Below are 16,978 nucleotides of genomic sequence, written 5' to 3'. Positions count from 1 at the left end.
ACATTGATGGGTGCGAAGAGGATGCTCATGGACTCTTACGCACACATCTTTACTTGTACATACAAGCATATGCAAGGTTGTTGCCAACTCGACGCGTCGTTGTACAGAGAGGCCTGTAAGGCGCTGAAACACTTGAGTTGCGCGGCCATCCCTCCGTGAACCCATTGCGCGAATCAACCTTGGCGAGGAACTTGCGCACGGTATTGAGGCACAAAGTAACAATCTGCCAGAAGCTGGTGCGCGCACGAGTAACATCCCACGGCATTGACCCGCGCGCGTGCACCTGTGGTCACAACCCGTTACTGTCGACCCTGGAAGATCCGGCCCGCGGCGAAAACACGCACTCAAGGCTTTTGAGATTTTCGTGCCAAACCACGGTTTTTCGTACCCAGCCCAGAAATTTGAGAGAAAATGCAAACCCAGCACACGGTCCGTTGTCATTTGCCCCATGCGTAAACTTCTTGCCTTCACCCTCATCATGGCCCTGGTCGCCGCCGTTTCCGCCTATCTGGTCTGGACCCAGGAGCGCCCCGTGGGCCATTACCTGTCCGACCTGCGGATCAACCTGGCCGTCGACCAAGGCGTGCCCGCCGACCGCGGCAACCTGCTGGGCATCCAGCCGGAACTGTTCCCCGCCGACTACCAGAGCCTGGAACGCCTGCACCTCAAGCTGGCGGCCTATCTGCAAAACGCCCGTGACCAGGGCCTGATCAACGACAAGACCATCGTGGTACTGCCGGAACATATCGGCACCTGGCTGATGGTCAGCGGCGAAAAGAACGAGCTGTACCAGGCCACCAACCTCAAGGAAGCGATGAACTGGTTGTCGGCGAGCAACCCGCTGCTGTTCCTGCGGGCCTTGATCAGCGCCAAGGGTGACGACCGTATCGACGACGCCTACCTGCGTATGAAGGCCCCGGCCATGGCCCGCGACTATCAAGTGCTGTTCGGTGGCCTGGCCAAGGAATTCGGCGTGACCCTGGTGGCCGGCTCCATTGCCCTGCCCAACCCGAGCGTCAGCCAGGGCCAGCTACAGATCGGTCATGGCGCGCTGTACAACACCAGTGTGGTCTTCGACCGCGATGGCTTGCCGCTGGGCCAGCCGCAACGCCAGCTGTATCCGATTTTTGACGAGCGCGGCTTTATTGAGCCGGGCGATGAAAACAGCGTCAGCGTGGTCGATACCCCGGCCGGGCGCCTGGGCATCCTGATCGGCAGCGACAGCTGGTACCCGGACAACTACCGCAAGCTCAACGAGCAAGGCGCCCAGTTGGTGGCGGTGCCGGCCTTCGTGATTGGCCGCGAAACCTGGGACAAGCCGTGGCGCGGCTTCAAAAGCGTGTCGACGCCAGCCGAGATCAGCCTCAAGCCCGAAGAGCTCAGCGAAGGCGAAGCCTGGCACCGCCTGACCCTGATCAGCCAGCAACCCATCAGCCAGGCCACCGCCGGCATGAGCGTGTTCCTGCGCGGGCAGTTCTTTGACATGGGCAGCGCCGGGCAAAGCTTCCTCAGCAGCAACGGCCAGGTGTTCGCCGACGGCAATGCCCGTGGCGCGCGCCTGCTGAACGTGTGGCTGTAACTCAATGAAGCCGGTGCGGCTTGGGGATTTGTCGGTGGGCTTCGTCCACACCTTGGCCGATGCGATCCACAGCCATGGCCTGGACCCGCAACCGTTGCTGCTGCAATACGGCCTTGACCCGGCACGCCTGGCCGAGGCGGGTGCACGCTTGTCGATCCCGCGCTATATGCGCCTGGGCTTTGCGGCCATCCAGTTGACCGGCGATGCCAGCCTGGGCCTGCGCATGGGCCAGCTCAGCCGCCTGAGCCAGGCCGGGCTCGCCGGGGTCACCGCCGCCCAGGCGCCCACCGTGCGCGAAGCCGCCCGTACCCTGACGCGCTTCGAAGCCTTGTACGGCTCCAACTATCGCGGCCAGTCGAGCTTTCACGAGGATGCGGACGGTGCGTGGCTGCGCTTCTACTCCATCAGCCCGTATAACGCCTATAACCGCTTTGTGGTGGACTCGATCATCGCCGGCTGGCTGCATCAGTTGTCGAGCCTGAGTGCGCAACCGGTGCAGGCGCAGCGGATCGAAATCGAGTTCCAGGCCCCCGACTACAGCGAGCGCTACAGCGTGCTTGGGGACTGCCCGATCCAGTTTGGCGCCGAGCACAATCAGCTGCGCCTTAGCCAGCAAACCCTGGCCCTGCGCAACCCGGAACACTGCCCGAGTACCTGGCAATTACTGGTGCAGTTGTGCGAACGGGAACTGGAGCAGTTGACGCGCACCCGCAGCCTGCGCGAGCGCATTACCCGCTTGCTCGGGCCGATGCTCAATGGTGGCCGGGAACCCGACCTGGAAGAAGTGGCGTCACGCTTGAAACTGCCGACCTGGACCCTGCGGCGCAAGCTGGCGGAAGAAGGGACTCAGTTCCGGGCGATTCTCAACGACACTCGCCGCGACCTGGCCATGACCTACATTCGCGATACCGAACTGGCGTTCGGTGAAATTGCCTATTTGCTCGGTTTTGCTTCAGCGGAAGCCTTTCAACGGGCGTTCAAGCGCTGGAACAGCCAGACCCCAGGGGAATTTCGCCGCAGTCAGCGGCATTCCGCCTGACGTCTGTCTTACAGCTCGGTGGCATCATCGGCCGGATCCAGCGGATCCAGTTCAAAGGCGTGGTACTCGAGCAATTCTTCCTGGTAATCGTCCATGGTTGACTCCTTGTTTTATGAAAAGGGGTTGCTTAGTGACCTGCACAACCAGCCTAAAGTGCCGTCATGACGAAAAAATGTCCGTGGCATGACGTTCCTGCACTTCAGGATTAAACGTAGCAGGATTGCCTTGATTTAGCCGGATGAATTTTAGATGCAACTGCAATCATTGCAATTGCAATCGTAAGCCGAATTCCTTTAGGGTATGGGCACCCGTTGCCAAGCGACCCTGCTCATGACTGCCAGCACCGAACGCTCTGCCCTGATCTGCATCGACGCCCTGAATGCAACGCAGCAGCCCCGCTGCTCGCCCCTGTATAGCGTGATGACCATGGCCAACACCCTGGAGTCCAGCCGGCAGGCGTGGGTGATTCGCGGCCAGTCGCGCTCACGCCGAGTGGTGAGCTGGCCCACCTGGTTCGCGCGCAATACCGGGGAAAAACCCATGCTATACCTGCACACGGCCGCGTCATCGGCGCAGTTGCGCGCGCTGTCCGGCGAGACCCGTCAGCGGGGCATCCTGTGCAACGACAATGCAACCCAGCCCTCCCCTTCACTGCCCTTATGGCTGGCCAGCAATCCTCACTGCACACCTTATGACCCGGCCTCCGGCGAGGAAGCCCGGGCGATTGTGCTGGCGGGTTTGCAGGCGCTGTATGTCGACGGCGAGCCGGGGTTCTACTACCTGGCACTGCACGATCAACACGAAGGGCCAGGGCTGAGCCCGCAGGATAGTGAGCATGCGCTCAGGGGCATGTACCGGGTCCGGCGCTCATACACGAGTGAATTGAGGGTGCGGTTGCTGGGTGCGGGTCGAGCGTTTGAAGAAGTCGTGCACGCCGCGCAGTTGCTCGAGACGGATTGGAACGTCGAGGCGCAACTGTGGAGTTGCCCCAGCTATACACGGCTGGCCCGCGAAGCGAATGCGGCGCAACGCTGGAACCGCCTGCACCCGTTGGAACCGAAGCGCAGTTGTCATCTAAGGGATTGCCTGGCTGGGGATGGCGCGCCGGTGGTCGCGGTCACCGGGTATCCGCAGCCGATCGTCGATCAATTGGCGGGGCATGTGGATGCGCGGTTTGTGGCGTTGGGTGCGGGCTCCGTGGAAACGTCTGCACCCAGTCGATATTGGGTAGCGGTGCTGGCATTGAAGGCGTTGGCGGATGACGGCTGGATCGAAGCAGAACAGGTGGAGACCGCCCTGAATCGATATCACCTGAAATGACGATCTGCAATCCATCGCAGATCAAATGTGGGAGCGGGCTTGCTCGCGAAGACGGTGTGCCTGTTGATATTACTGTTGCTGACACACCGCTTTCGCGAGCAAGCCCGCTCCCACACGGAATCCGCGTCGTCTGGAATATTTGCTTCAGGGCTTACGCCGCCCGCGGGTCTGCACGCCCGCCTCCATCGCCAGCCCCGCGGTACGTTCCAATGCCTCGGCAAAACCCCGGCGTTGCTCGCTGTCGAGCTGCGACAAAAACAATTCATCCACGCTGCTTTCGTAGATTTTCCACATCTTTTTACGCAATACCCGGCCCGCGTCGGTAATTGAGACAAAGGCAGCACGCCCGTCACCGTCGGAGCGCGAACGCACCACCAGGCCGTCCTTTTCCAGGCGGTCGACCAGGCGCGTCAGGTTGTAGCGTTCGATGGCCAGCACATCGGCCAATTCGTGCATGCGCCGGGTGCCATCGGGGCCACTTTCCAGGCCCCACAAAGCGTCGTACCAGGCATACGGCGGCAGACCGGCATCGGCCAGGCGCCGCTCGATTTCACGGATGACCGTCCTGTGGGCCCGAACAAAACGGAACCAGACATCAGGCTCTTTCGACGACATGCAACACCATCCGGGGAATTTCAAGAAGGTTGCAATAGTAGCTCATCCCGCGCTAGATTCAGCCATGTAGTTGCAATTGCAACTACATTCGCAAAGCTCCCACAAGGAGCCCACACGCTGAAACCCGTCCACCCTGGAGCCTGACATGACCCCGAACACTGCAGTACGCCTCGACGACGATCCACAGGAAACCCGCGAATGGCTGGAGTCCATCGAATCGGTGCTGTCCACCGAAGGCCGCCCGCGCGCGCATTACCTGATTGATCAGTTGCTGGATTTCGACGTGGCGCGGCATGGCGACTTCTACGGGCGGGTGACCACCCCGTACGTCAACACCATCCCGGTAGACCGCCAGTTGCCCTACCCCGGCAACCTGGCCACCGAGCGCCGGCTGAATGCGTTTATTCGCTGGAACGCCATGGCCATGGTGCTGCGCGCGGGCAAACATTCCGGCGTGGGCGGGCATATCGCAACCTATGCGTCGGCTGCGGTGCTGTATGACGTAGGCTTCGACCATTTCTTCCGTGGCCGAACTGAAAGCTTCGATGGCGACCTGGTGTACATCCAGGGCCACTCCGCGCCGGGCATTTACGGGCGGGCGTACCTCGAAGGCCGGATCAGCGAAGCCCAGCTGGACAACTTCCGCCGGGAAGCCGGTGGCGACGGTTTGTCATCCTATCCGCACCCTCGCCTGATGCCGGACTTCTGGCAATTTCCTACGGTTTCCATGGGGCTCGGACCGATTACCGCCGCGTATCAGGCGCGCTTCATGCGCTACCTGGAGTTCCGCGACCTCAAGCAGCACCAGGGCCGCAAGGTGTGGGCGTTCCTCGGTGATGGCGAGATGGATCAGCCGGAATCCCTGGCGGCCATTTCCCTGGCCGGGCGCGAGAAACTCGACAACCTGATCTTCGTGGTCAACTGCAACCTGCAACGCCTCGATGGCCCGGTTCGCGGCAATGCCAAGGTGATCCAGGAATTCGAAAGCCTGTACCGCGCCGCCGGCTGGAACGTGATCAAGGTAATCTGGGGCGGCGGTTGGGATGCGCTGCTGGAAAAGGATAAAAGCGGCTTGCTGCGCCAGCGCATGATGGAGTGCGTGGACGGCGACTATCAAAACTACAAATCACAAAACGGCGCCTACGTGCGGGAACACTTCTTCGGCAAATACCCGGAGTTGCTGGCGCTGGTGGCAGACATGTCCGACGACGACATCTGGAAACTCTCACGGGGCGGCCATGACCCGGACAAGGTCTACAACGCCTATGCCGCCGCCGTGCGTCACAGCGGCCAGCCGACGGTGATCCTGGCGAAAACCGTCAAGGGCTTCGGCATGGGCGAGGCAGGCGAAGGCCAGAACATCAACCACCAGTTGAAAAAGATGGGCGCTGAAGCCGTCAAAGCCTTCCGCGATCGCTTCGGGCTGGAAGTGGCCGACGACCAACTGGCTGAAATCCCGTATCTCAAACCGGCCGCCGACAGCGAAGAGGCCCGCTATTTCGCCGCCCGCCGCCAGTCACTGGGTGGCTACGTGCCGGCTCGCCATAGCGCGGTCGAGTCGCTGAAGATCCCGGAACTGGATGCCTTCGCCACCCAGCTCAAGGACACCGGCGAACGCGCGATCTCCACCACCATGGCCTTTGTGCGCATCCTCGGCACCCTGCTCAAGGACCCGAACCTGGGCAAACTGATCGTGCCCATCGTGCCGGACGAGTCCCGCACCTTTGGCATGGAAAGCCTGTTCCGCCAGATCGGCATTCACTCCGCCGTCGGCCAGCTCTACACCCCACAAGATGCCGGCCAGCTGTCCTACTACAAGGAGAGCAAGGACGGACAGATCATGCAGGAAGGCCTGAATGAATCCGGCGCCATTTCCTCGTGGATCGCAGCAAGTACGTCCTACGCCAACCACGGCTTGATGACCGTACCGTTCTACATTTTCTATTCGATGTTCGGCTTCCAGCGGGTCGGCGACCTGGCCTGGGCCGCAGGTGATGCACGGGCGCGGGGCTTTCTGCTGGGGGCGACGGCCGGGCGCACCACGCTGATGGGCGAAGGCCTGCAGCATGACGATGGCCACAGCCATGTGCTGTCTTCGGTGATCCCGTGCTGCATTTCCTACGATCCGACGTTTGCCTTCGAGCTGGCGGTGATCATTCGCGAAGGCATGCGCCGGATGTACGTCGAGCAAGAGGACATCTACTACTACATCACCCTGCTCAACGAAAACTACCCGCACCCGGCGATGCCCGAAGGCGTCGAGGACGGGATTCTCAAGGGTATGTATCGGTTGAAGGCGGCTGAAGACACCACGCAACCACGGGTACAGCTGATGGGCAGCGGTTCGATCCTGCGGGAAGTCATCGCCGCCGCGGACCTGCTGCGCGATGATTTTGCCGTGGCCAGCGATGTGTGGAGTGTCACCAGCCTGACCGAGCTGCGCCGGGAAGGCCATGCCGTGGAGCGCTGGAACCTGCTGCATCCTGAAAGCGAACCGCGTACCAGCTATGTCGAGCAGTGCCTTGAGGGCCAGCCTGGGCCCGTGGTGGTCGCCACCGACTACATGAAAATCTTTGCCGATCAGATTCGCCCGTTTGTACCGGGCCGGCGCTTTGTGGCGCTGGGCACCGATGGCTTCGGGCAATCGGATACCCGCGAAACCTTGCGCGAGTTCTTCGAGGTGGACCGGTATTTCATTGCCCTGGCGGCCTTGAAGGCGCTGGCGGATGACGGCCTGATCAGCCGCGCCAGGGTGGCGGAGGCGATCAGCCGCTACGGGATCAACGTCGACAAGGCCAACCCCGTAGCGGTGTAGTTACTGTGCAGGCGTCGGCAGAGGCGGAATCGCTTCGGTCGGCGCCGGCAGCGCAGGAGTGGTGGCCTCCGGCGCAGGTGCCGGGGCTTCCTTTGGTGCAATCGGCGCAGGTTCCGCCGGTGGTACTACCGGCTCCGATGCCGCTGGCACCACCGCCGGTGTCACTGGGGCTGCCGGTGTGGCCGGCGCGTCTTTTGGCACTTCTTTCGGCGCTTCAACCTTATCGGCCTTATCGGCCGCCGGAGCTGCCTTAGGTTCCGGGATGCCCAGGTCAGCCTTGGGTTTCTCTGGAATATGCGCTGCCTTTTTCACTTCCTGGGGCAGGAAAACGTCCACCAGGGCGAAATAACGCTCATAAAACTTCGGCGCAGACACCGTCTCGCTGGCCACCTTGACCATGGAGTCGTCGGTGGAGCCAATCGGCATCGACACCGAACCCAACACACCCACACCGAGGCTGGCGGAGTTGTTGACCTTCTTCAAGGCGTAGCGATCCTGCAAGGCGTTGGCGAACATCGTCGAGTGATGATTGCCGCTGCCATCGTCGGCACACACCACGTTGAAGCTGATCTGCAGGTGAGTTTCGCCGGTCTGCTGGAAGCTCTTGTTACCCGCCACCAGCTTTGGATCGCTGCTGGTGATGATGTAACCCTGGCTCAACAGCGCACGCCGCGCCGCTTCGCAGGCCGCCGTGTCACTGACCGGGTAATCACGGGAAAACGTGCCGGAGTCGTCGAAGTTCTCATGTTCATAAATAGCGGTCTTGGGTGACGAGCAGCCCGCAGCGCCCGCCAGCACCAGCGCCAACCCGAGGCTACGCAAGTGAAATGATGTCGACATCGAAAATCCTGAGGAAAACAGTCAGGGCGGTATTGTGCAACAGAACGTGGCCTCGGCGCGCGAATTCCTGTCGGTAAAACGTCACAGCCTTACGGGACGGTGTCCGCAGGAAAAAGCCGCTCGCCCATATGGTCGATAAACACGCGCAATTTCGCCGAGGCATGGCGACTTGATGGCCAGAGCATCCAGAAGCTGCCGCTGTGCTCCAGGTAATAGTCCAGCACCCGTTGCAGCCGGCCCTGCTCCACCGATTCGCGGACCATGAAGTCTGGCAGGCAGGCAATCCCCAGGCCTTCATGGGCCACGTGCATCAGTGATTCGATGGTGGTGGAGACCAGCGGCGCACGCAGGGTCGGCTCCGGCAGGCCCGGCTCCGGGCGCAGTGGCCAGGTTTCCAGTTTGCCGGTGGCGCAGAATTTGTGGCGCAGGCAGGCGTGGTCGCTCAAATCCCGGGGCTGGCGCGGCGTACCGTGCAGGCGCAGGTACTCCGGGGACGCCACCAGCACCAGGCGGTAATACCCGAGGTGGCGCGCCATCAAGCGTGAGTCCTCGGGTTTGCCGGTGCGGATCACCGCGTCGAAACCCTCCTCGATCACATCCACCATGCGGTCGGAGAAGTCCACGTCCAACTCGATCTCGGGATAGGCGCGCATGAAATCCGTCAGTACCGGCATCAACAAGCCGCGCACTTGCGGCAGGCTGACGTGCAACTTGCCTCTGGGGGTGGCGGATGCCTGGCTCAGTTCCTGTTCTGCGGCTTCGACTTCCGCCAGGATGCGCCGGGAGCGTTCGAGAAACAGTGCGCCCTCGCTGGTCAACGTGATACTGCGGGTGCTGCGATGGAACAGCCGCACCCCCAGGCGCTCTTCGATGCGCGCGATGCTTTTGCCAATCGCCGAGGACGACACCCCCAGCATGCGCCCGGCCTCGGTAAAGCTGCGGGTTTCGGCCACCTGCACAAACACTGAAATACTGCCCAGGCTGTCCATCGTCTCGCTCCCGAGGATTGCGGACATTGGCGTCCGATAAGTTCGGAACCTTAGCCTGTTTTTCTCCACCGTGCAGCACCCTACTCTGGCTCCCTGCCCTTTCGTCTGAAAACCGGAGCCAAAAAACATGAGCGACAGCGCCCTATCTTCCACGACCCCCACGGTGAGCCGTGAACGACTGCCTCTGGGTGGCCTGTTGGCATTGGCTACCGCCGGCTTCATCACCATCCTCACCGAAGCCATGCCGGCGGGCTTGCTCCCGCAAATGGGCGCCGGCCTCGGGGTGTCCGAAGCGTTGGTGGGCCAGTTGGTGACCCTGTACGCCCTGGGCTCGCTGTTGGCCGCGATTCCCCTGACCATCGCCACCCGGGGCTGGCGCCGGCGGCCATTGCTGATGATTGCCATCGGCGGGTTTGCCTTGGTCAACAGTGTGACGGCGTTTTCCAGCGATTACCTGCTGACCCTGGTGGCCAGGTTCTTCGCCGGGGTGTTCGCGGGATTGCTCTGGGCGCTGCTGGCCGGTTATGCCAGCCGCATGGTTGCGCCGCACCTGCAAGGCAGGGCCATTGCCGTGGCCATGCTCGGCGCGCCATTGGCGCTGTCACTGGGTGTACCGGCCGGGACATTCCTGGGCACCACGGTTGGCTGGCGCCTGAGCTTCGCGATCATGTCCGGCCTGACGGTTGTGCTGCTGGCCTGGGTGCGCTGGCAGGTCCCGGACTTTGCCGGGCAACAGGCGGAAAAACGCCTGGGGCTGCGCCAGGTGCTGGCACTGCCAGGGATTCGTCCGGTGCTGTTGGTGACTTTCACCTACGTGCTGGCTCATAACATTCTCTACACCTATATCGCGCCGTTCCTGGTACCTGCCGGGATTGCAGCGGACATCGACCAGGTGCTGCTGGTGTTTGGCCTGGCGGCGCTGCTGGGTATCTGGATCGTCGGCGCGCTGATTGATCAGCGGCTGCGCGCCTTATTGGTGATCAGCTGCGCAATGTTCGCGCTGTCGGCCCTGGCGCTGGCGTTCTGGATCACCTCGGCGACGGTGATCTACACCACGGTGGCGTTATGGGGGCTGGCGTTTGGCGGTTTGCCGGCATTGCTGCAAACGGCGCTGGCCAAGTCGGCCGGGGATTCAGCCGATGCCGCACAGTCGATGCTGGTGACGGTGTGGAACCTGGGCATCGCCGGTGGCGGACTACTCGGCGGCATGTTGTTGCAAGGGTGGGGAGTGACATCGTTTCCATGGGCGGTCGCCGCGTTGGTCGTACTGGCGCTGATCGCGACGCTGCGTTTAACCGATGTTTAAACGAAACGTGACGTGATGTTTCTTAACTCTTATGATCGCACCGGGTGCGCTGCTGCATACGGCACAGCGCAGGTTAAAGGATAAGCATTGGTCGGGCCGCCAATGGAGACTTGTCGTGCCTGATAAACACCCTGCTATTCCGCGCCCCCAGGTTCTGGTCGAAGGCGCCCTGTCCGCATTGGAGCGGTTTTCAAGGATCGAAGCAGTCAGCGGTATCGTGTTGCTGCTGGCAGCGATCGTCGCGCTGGTCTGGGCCAACAGCCCCGTCGCAGATTCCTACGAACACTTCTGGAACACCCCACTCACTATCGGACTGGGAGACTTCACGGTCTCGCGCTCGTTGCACTTCCTGGTGAACGATGGGCTGATGACCATCTTCTTCCTGGTGGTGGGCGCCGAGATTCGCCAGGAGATCAGGGACGGCGCACTCGCCAACCTGAAACTGGCCACCCTGCCCCTCGGCGCTGCGCTGGGTGGCGTGCTGATGCCGGCACTGATTTACACCCTGCTCAACCATGGCACCGTAGCGGCCAGTGGCTGGGCAGTGCCCACTGCCACCGACATCGCATTTGCCGTGGGTGTGCTGGCGCTGCTGGGCAAATCGATTCCGGCTGGCGTGCGCATCCTGTTGCTGGCTTTGGCGATCATTGATGACATCGTCGCCATCCTGATCATCGCGATTTTCTATACCGCCAGCCTGGACTACATGGGCCTGGTGATCGCGGCCTGCGGGCTGGCGCTGGTGCTGGTTTTTCAGCGGATGGGAATTGGCAAGGCGGTGGTGTACCTGTTGCCAGGGGCGATTGTCTGGTTTGGCCTGCTCAAGACCGGCGTCCATCCGACGCTCGCGGGCGTAATGCTTGGCCTGATAACGCCCGTGACTTCCAGACCGACTCGGGAACGCCCTCTGGACACCATCGGGCGCACGTTCAACGAGCTGATGGAGCGGCTTTCACAATCGGCTGAAAGTGCCCATCAAGTCGCCAAACCGTTGAAGCAATTGAGACAGGCCCAGCGGGAAATGCTGCCGCCGGTGCAACGTATTCAAGCGGGCTTGCACCCCTGGGTGGCCTTCGGCGTCATGCCACTGTTTGCCCTGGCCAACGCCGGAGTGAGCCTGCAAGGGTTCAACCTGGACGATCCACTGCCCCACGGCGTGTTCATGGGGGTCATCCTGGCCCTGGTGCTCGGCAAGCCGCTCGGTGTGATGCTGGCGAGCGTGGTGCTGGTCAAACTGAACATCTGCCAATTGCCGGAGGGCGTGACCTGGAACGGCGTCGCCCTGGTGGGCCTGCTGGCGGGAATTGGTTTCACCATGTCGATTTTCATCTCGTCGCTGGCCTTCTCCGATCCGACGCTGCTGTCGGCTGCCAAGCTGAGTGTGCTGAGCGCTTCGACCCTGGCGGCTGTGATTGGCCTGAGTTGGGGCAAGCTCAAGTTTGCGCGTTGAATCAAGACTGGTTGAGTCAGCTGATTAGTGGATAAAAAAAGACCCCGGCCTCTTCAGGCCGGGGTCTTTTTATTCAGGCTGTTACGAGATCAGAACTTCTTGATCTCAGCCTTGGTTTCCAACTGCTTGCGATAGGCGGCGAAGTCTTGCTGGCCGACACGGGACGCGAGGAAGCGGCGGTACTGAGCCTTCTCGTCATCGGTCGGTGCAGCGGCTTCATTGACCGCGTTCAAGCGCACGATCACCAGGCTACCGTCTGGCAGTGTCACGCTGGTGAAGGTCGGCTTGTCCTTGGCCGCAGGCTTTGGCATGCGGAACAGGGCTTGCAGCACGGCTGGCTCGACGCCTTCCTGGCCCCGGGTGGCCGCTTCGGTGACTTTCCAGGCCTGGCCATCCACCGGCTGGTTCAGCGGGGTCTTGCCATCACGCACGTTGGCAATCAGCTCGTCCGCGTGAGTCTTCGCCGCAGCGCTCGCGCGCTCCTTGGTCAACTGGGCACGGATGGCAGTGGCAACGCTTTCCAGCGGCAGCTGGGTAGGCTTCAGGTGCTCTTTGGCACGCAGTACCACGATGGTTTCCGGGTCCAGCTCGATGGCGGTGCTGTTGGCACCCTCATCCAGTACTTCAGGGCTGAATGCAGCGGTCACCACGGCACGGTTGGCAGCAATGCCTTCGCCACCTTCACGGCCAAACGGCGCGGAGGTGTGCACGGTCAGCTTCAGGTCCGACGCCGGCTGGGCCAGGTCGGAAGCTTCGAATGCAGCGTCTTCCAGTTGCTTGGTCGCGTCGACGAAACGCTGTTCAACCTGCTGGGTCTTGAGCTCGCGGGTCAGCTTGTCTTTCAGGCTGGCGAACGATGGCACTTCTGGTGCTTCAACACCCAACAGCTTGATCAGGTGCCAGCCGAAGCTCGAACGCACCGGTGCCGAGACCTGGTCCTTGTTCAGCGCATACAGCGCTGTTTCGAAGGCAGGGTCGTAGACACCAGGGCCAGCGAAACCGAGGTCACCGCCGTTGTTCGCCGAACCCGGATCCTGGGAGAACTCCTTGGCCAGGGCTTCGAACTTCTCGCCCTTGGCCAGGCGCGCCTGGATTTCTTCGATCTTGGCCTTGGCCTGCTCGTCAGTGGTCTTGTCGTTGACTTCAATCAGGATGTGCGCCGCGCGACGCTGTTCAGCGAGGTTGGCAGTTTCTTTCTGATAGAGGGCTTGCAGCTCATCGTCCTTGACCGCGACCTGGTCGAAGAAGGAAGCCTTCTTCAGCTCCAGATAGTCGATGACCACCTGGTCCGGGGTCATGAACTCCTTGGCGTGCTGGTCGTAGTAAGCCTTGACCTCGTCGTCAGTGATCTTCACTGCTGCAGGGTCGGCCTTGACGCTGACGGTGGCAAAATCGCGGGTCTGTTTTTCCAGACGGGCGAACGCGAGCACTTCGGCATCAGTCACAAAACCGCTGCCGGCAATGCCTGCACGAACCTGGCCGATCAGCATTTCCTGGCTCAGCATCTGACGGAATTGCATACGGCTGTAGCCCAGCTGACGGATCACCTGGTCGAAACGCTCAGCGTTGAACTGGCCATCCACCTGGAATTCCGGCGTCTGCAGGATCACTTGATCCAGCGCAGCTTCGGAGAAAGCGAATTTCGAATCGGCCGCGCCTTGCAGCAGCAGCTTGCGATCGATCAGGCCCTTGAGGGCGGCGTCGCGCAGCAGCTTTTCGTCCAGCAAGGAAGCATCGAAGTCCTTGCCCAGCTGTTGCATCAGCTGGCGACGTTGCATGTCGACGGCCTGGCCCAGTTCGCTTTGGGTGATTTCTTCACCGTTGACCTTGGCCACGTCCTGCTTGTTGTTGGTCGAAGCTTGAAAAATAGCCTCGATACCGGTGAACGCCATCAATGCGACGATGATCCCGATAATGGTCTTGGCAATCCAGCCTTGTGAATTGTCCCTGATATTCTGCAGCATGCGTCCCCCAGAAACGGTTGAACTTCAAAATTAGGCAACCGTGGAGCGTGGGTAGAGTCCGGATAGAAGAAAGGCGCATCCGAGGATGCGCCTTCTCGTAACTGGCGGAGCGGACGGGGGTTTGAACCCACACCCCCGGCGTGGCGACCCGATGGATACTCGGGTCAGCTGCCGCTCCGCTGCCAGGTCAGACCTGCGTCCGACCCGGATGGGTAAGGCTTGAGCGAAGCTTAGTTAACGGCTTCTTTCAGGGCTTTACCGGCTTTGAAACCTGGTTTTTTGGCAGCGGCGATTTGCAGAGCCTTGCCAGTCTGTGGGTTACGGCCAGTGCGAGCTGGACGATCGGTCACAGAGAAAGTACCGAAACCAACCAGTACCACAGAGTCGCCGGCCTTGAGAGCGCCAGTGACGGATTCGATTACTGCGTCCAGCGCACGGCCAGCAGCGGCTTTCGGGATATCAGCAGATGCAGCGATAGCATCAATCAGTTCCGACTTGTTCACTCTAAGTCCCCTTATATCTATTGAGTATGATTCTAAGTTTTTTGGTGAAAGCAAAAACCAGTGCTGAATGGCCTACAGACACTTAAGAGCCGCTTTATAACAAGGGCTCTAAAAAGCTGTCAAGGAAGCCCCCAGGCTTAAACGTATTAATGCGTGCTAATTCTTTCCTTAGAGTCAGTCTCGCGTTTTTCATCCTTTGCAACTATCTCAGGAGCCACATCCGGCAAGGGCTCCGGCGCGTATTGCAGCGCAATTTGCAGGACCTCGTCAATCCATTTAACCGGTTTAATCTGCAGATCCTGCTTGATGTTGTCAGGAATCTCCTTCAAGTCGCGAACATTCTCTTCAGGAATGATCACAGTCTTGATACCACCGCGGTGTGCAGCCAGCAATTTCTCTTTGAGGCCACCAATGGCCAGTACCTGACCACGCAGGGTGATTTCCCCGGTCATGGCGACATCGGCGCGCACCGGAATGCCGGTCAGGGCTGATACCAGTGCCGTGCACATGCCTACGCCTGCGCTAGGGCCGTCTTTCGGGGTCGCCCCTTCCGGCATGTGGATGTGGGTGTCGTGCTTCTCATGGAAGTCCAGGGGAATCCCCAGGCTCTTGGCGCGGCTGCGCACCACGGTCTGCGCGGCGGTGATGGATTCAACCATCACGTCACCCAGGGAACCGGTCTTGATCAGTTGCCCTTTGCCCGGGATCACGGCGGCCTCGATGGTCAGCAATTCGCCGCCCACCTGGGTCCACGCCAGGCCAGTGACCTGGCCTACCTGGTCCTGCTGCTCAGCCAGGCCGTAGCGGAATTTGCGCACGCCCAGGAAGTGTTCCAGCAGGTCAGCGGTGACCTTCACCGAGAAGCGTTTTTCCAGCGCATGTTCCTTCACGGCCTTGCGGCAGATCTTCGCCAGTTGACGCTCAAGGCCCCGTACACCGGCCTCGCGGGTGTAGAAACGAATGATGTCGCGGATCGCGTCGGCATCAAATTCGATCTCGCCTTTTTTCAGGCCGTTGGCCGCAATCTGCTTGGGCGAGAGGTATTTGACGGCGATGTTGATCTTCTCGTCTTCGGTGTAACCCGGCAGACGAATCACCTCCATCCGGTCCAGCAAGGCTGGCGGAATATTCATCGAGTTGGAGGTGCACAGGAACATTACGTCGGACAGGTCGTAGTCGACTTCCAGGTAATGGTCGTTGAAATTGTGGTTCTGCTCGGGGTCGAGCACTTCCAGCAAAGCAGACGCCGGGTCGCCACGCATGTCGCTGCCCATCTTGTCGATTTCATCGAGCAGGAACAGCGGGTTGCGCACACCCACCTTTGTCATCTTTTGAATCAATCTTCCTGGCATCGAACCGATGTAAGTCCGGCGATGACCACGGATTTCCGCTTCATCACGCACACCGCCCAGGGCCATGCGCACGAATTTGCGGTTGGTGGCGTGGGCAATCGACTCCGCCAGCGAGGTTTTACCCACACCAGGAGGACCGACCAGGCACAACACCGGGCCACGAATCTTCTTCACGCGCTTTTGCACGGCGAGGTATTCGAGAATGCGTTCCTTGACTTCTTCGAGGCCGTAGTGATCGGCATCGAGAATATCTTCGGCGCGGGCCAGGTCCAGGCGCACTTTGGTCTGGGCCTTCCACGGCACCTGCACCAGCCAGTCGATATACGAACGAACCACGGTGGCTTCGGCCGACATCGGCGACATTTGCTTGAGCTTGTTCAGCTCGGCAGTGGCCTTGGTCAACGCGTCTTTCGGCAGGCCGGCGGCATCGATGCGCTTTTTCAGCTCCTCGATTTCGTTGTGGCCTTCCTCGCTGTCGCCCAGCTCTTTCTGAATGGCCTTCATCTGCTCATTCAGGTAGTACTCGCGCTGGCTGCGCTCCATTTGCTTTTTGACACGGCCGCGAATGCGCTTCTCAACCTGCAGCAGGTCGATTTCGGCATCCAGCAGCGCCAGGACGTGTTCGACCCGGGCCGACAAATCGATGATCTCGAGAATGTCCTGCTTCTGCTCGATTTTCAGCGCCATGTGCGCGGCCATGGTGTCGACCAGGCGGCTTGGCTCATCAATGCTGTTGAGGGAAGAGAGGACTTCTGCGGGGACTTTCTTGCCCAGTTGCACGTATTGCTCGAACTGGGACAGCAGGCTGCGAACGAACACTTCGGATTCGCGCTCAGGGGCGTCGACTTCGTCGATCAGCGCCACTTCGGCACGCAGGTGGCCGTCCACTTCCATGAAGCGCTCGACCGCACCGCGCTGCTCGCCTTCCACCAGCACCTTGACGGTGCCATCAGGCAGCTTGAGCAGTTGCAGGACAGTTGCAACGGTACCAACGCGATACAGGGCATCTTCGCCCGGATCATCGTCAGCAGGATTTCTCTGGGCCAGCAGCAGAATCTGCTTGTCGCCCGTCATCGCGGCCTCGAGGGCTTCGATAGACTTCTCGCGCCCCACGAACAGCGGGATAACCATGTGCGGATAGACGACGACATCACGCAACGGCAGGAGAGGCAATTCGATGGTTGTCTTCATGATTTCGCCTCTATG

General features: G+C 60.8%; 12 protein-coding genes. 6 read left to right on the top strand and 6 right to left on the bottom strand.

The features are described 5' to 3' along the window. Positions 1-448: 448 nt before the first annotated feature. From HX821_RS26215 to HX821_RS26205, 3 genes are all read left to right on the top strand, one after another. Positions 449-1,579, top strand: a complete 1,131-nt coding sequence (locus tag HX821_RS26215) for a carbon-nitrogen hydrolase family protein (protein ID WP_177036806.1) — start codon at positions 449-451, stop codon at positions 1,577-1,579. A 4-nt stretch (positions 1,580-1,583) separates the two neighbouring features. Then, positions 1,584-2,618, top strand: a complete 1,035-nt coding sequence (locus HX821_RS26210) for an AraC family transcriptional regulator (protein ID WP_102605974.1) — start codon at positions 1,584-1,586, stop codon at positions 2,616-2,618. Between the two features lie 300 nt (positions 2,619-2,918). Next, positions 2,919-3,938 carry a pyruvate dehydrogenase gene (locus HX821_RS26205; RefSeq protein ID WP_134327008.1) on the top strand — a complete coding sequence of 340 codons (1,020 nt, stop codon included), beginning with the start codon at positions 2,919-2,921 and terminating at the stop codon, positions 3,936-3,938. Between the two features lie 144 nt (positions 3,939-4,082). Here the strand turns inward: HX821_RS26205 and HX821_RS26200 are convergent, their stop codons facing one another. Further along, positions 4,083-4,553 carry a MarR family winged helix-turn-helix transcriptional regulator gene (locus HX821_RS26200; protein ID WP_177036805.1) on the bottom strand — a complete coding sequence of 157 codons (471 nt, stop codon included), beginning with the start codon at positions 4,551-4,553 and terminating at the stop codon, positions 4,083-4,085. A 145-nt stretch (positions 4,554-4,698) separates the two neighbouring features. Here HX821_RS26200 and aceE point away from each other — a divergent pair, with 145 nt between their 5' ends. Beyond that, positions 4,699-7,368 (top strand): pyruvate dehydrogenase (acetyl-transferring), homodimeric type, encoded by a 2,670-nt coding sequence (aceE, locus tag HX821_RS26195; RefSeq protein WP_003207866.1) that lies wholly within the window; start codon positions 4,699-4,701, stop codon positions 7,366-7,368. On the opposite strand, the gene HX821_RS26190 is transcribed toward aceE, so the two are convergent. After that, positions 7,369-8,208 (bottom strand): DUF2242 domain-containing protein, encoded by an 840-nt coding sequence (locus HX821_RS26190; RefSeq protein ID WP_177036804.1) that lies wholly within the window; start codon positions 8,206-8,208, stop codon positions 7,369-7,371. It abuts the gene before it with no gap. An 89-nt stretch (positions 8,209-8,297) separates the two neighbouring features. After that, complete coding sequence (locus tag HX821_RS26185) at positions 8,298-9,197, bottom strand: LysR family transcriptional regulator (RefSeq protein ID WP_177036802.1); 900 nt, start codon at positions 9,195-9,197, stop codon at positions 8,298-8,300. Between the two features lie 127 nt (positions 9,198-9,324). Between HX821_RS26185 and HX821_RS26180 the strand changes: the two genes are divergently transcribed. Both HX821_RS26180 and nhaA read left to right on the top strand, forming a co-directional pair. Beyond that, a complete protein-coding gene (locus HX821_RS26180; protein ID WP_177036801.1) occupies positions 9,325-10,503 on the top strand; it encodes an MFS transporter in 1,179 nt (392 codons plus the stop codon). A gap of 115 nt (positions 10,504-10,618) precedes the next feature. Continuing rightward, positions 10,619-11,953: a Na+/H+ antiporter NhaA gene (gene nhaA, locus HX821_RS26175; protein ID WP_087693206.1), complete on the top strand. Its 1,335-nt coding sequence runs from the start codon at positions 10,619-10,621 to the stop codon at positions 11,951-11,953. Positions 11,954-12,042: 89 nt separating this feature from the next. Here the strand turns inward: nhaA and HX821_RS26170 are convergent, their stop codons facing one another. The 3 genes from HX821_RS26170 to lon all read right to left on the bottom strand — a co-directional run bounded on the left by HX821_RS26170 (position 12,043) and on the right by lon (position 16,963). Next, a complete protein-coding gene (locus HX821_RS26170) occupies positions 12,043-13,917 on the bottom strand; it encodes a SurA N-terminal domain-containing protein (protein ID WP_177036799.1) in 1,875 nt (624 codons plus the stop codon). Positions 13,918-14,147: 230 nt separating this feature from the next. Next, on the bottom strand, positions 14,148-14,420 hold the full coding sequence (locus tag HX821_RS26165) for an HU family DNA-binding protein (protein ID WP_003174819.1): 273 nt from the start codon (positions 14,418-14,420) through the stop codon (positions 14,148-14,150). Between the two features lie 146 nt (positions 14,421-14,566). Continuing rightward, positions 14,567-16,963: an endopeptidase La gene (gene lon, locus HX821_RS26160; protein ID WP_003207858.1), complete on the bottom strand. Its 2,397-nt coding sequence runs from the start codon at positions 16,961-16,963 to the stop codon at positions 14,567-14,569. Between the last annotated feature and the right edge of the window lie 15 nt (positions 16,964-16,978).

This window comes from Pseudomonas sp. B6001 (assembly GCF_013386015.1).
In the GTDB taxonomy this organism is placed as follows: domain Bacteria; phylum Pseudomonadota; class Gammaproteobacteria; order Pseudomonadales; family Pseudomonadaceae; genus Aquipseudomonas.
Note: the sequence above shows the minus strand (reverse complement) of the source record. Positions and strands in the feature narration are given on the sequence as shown.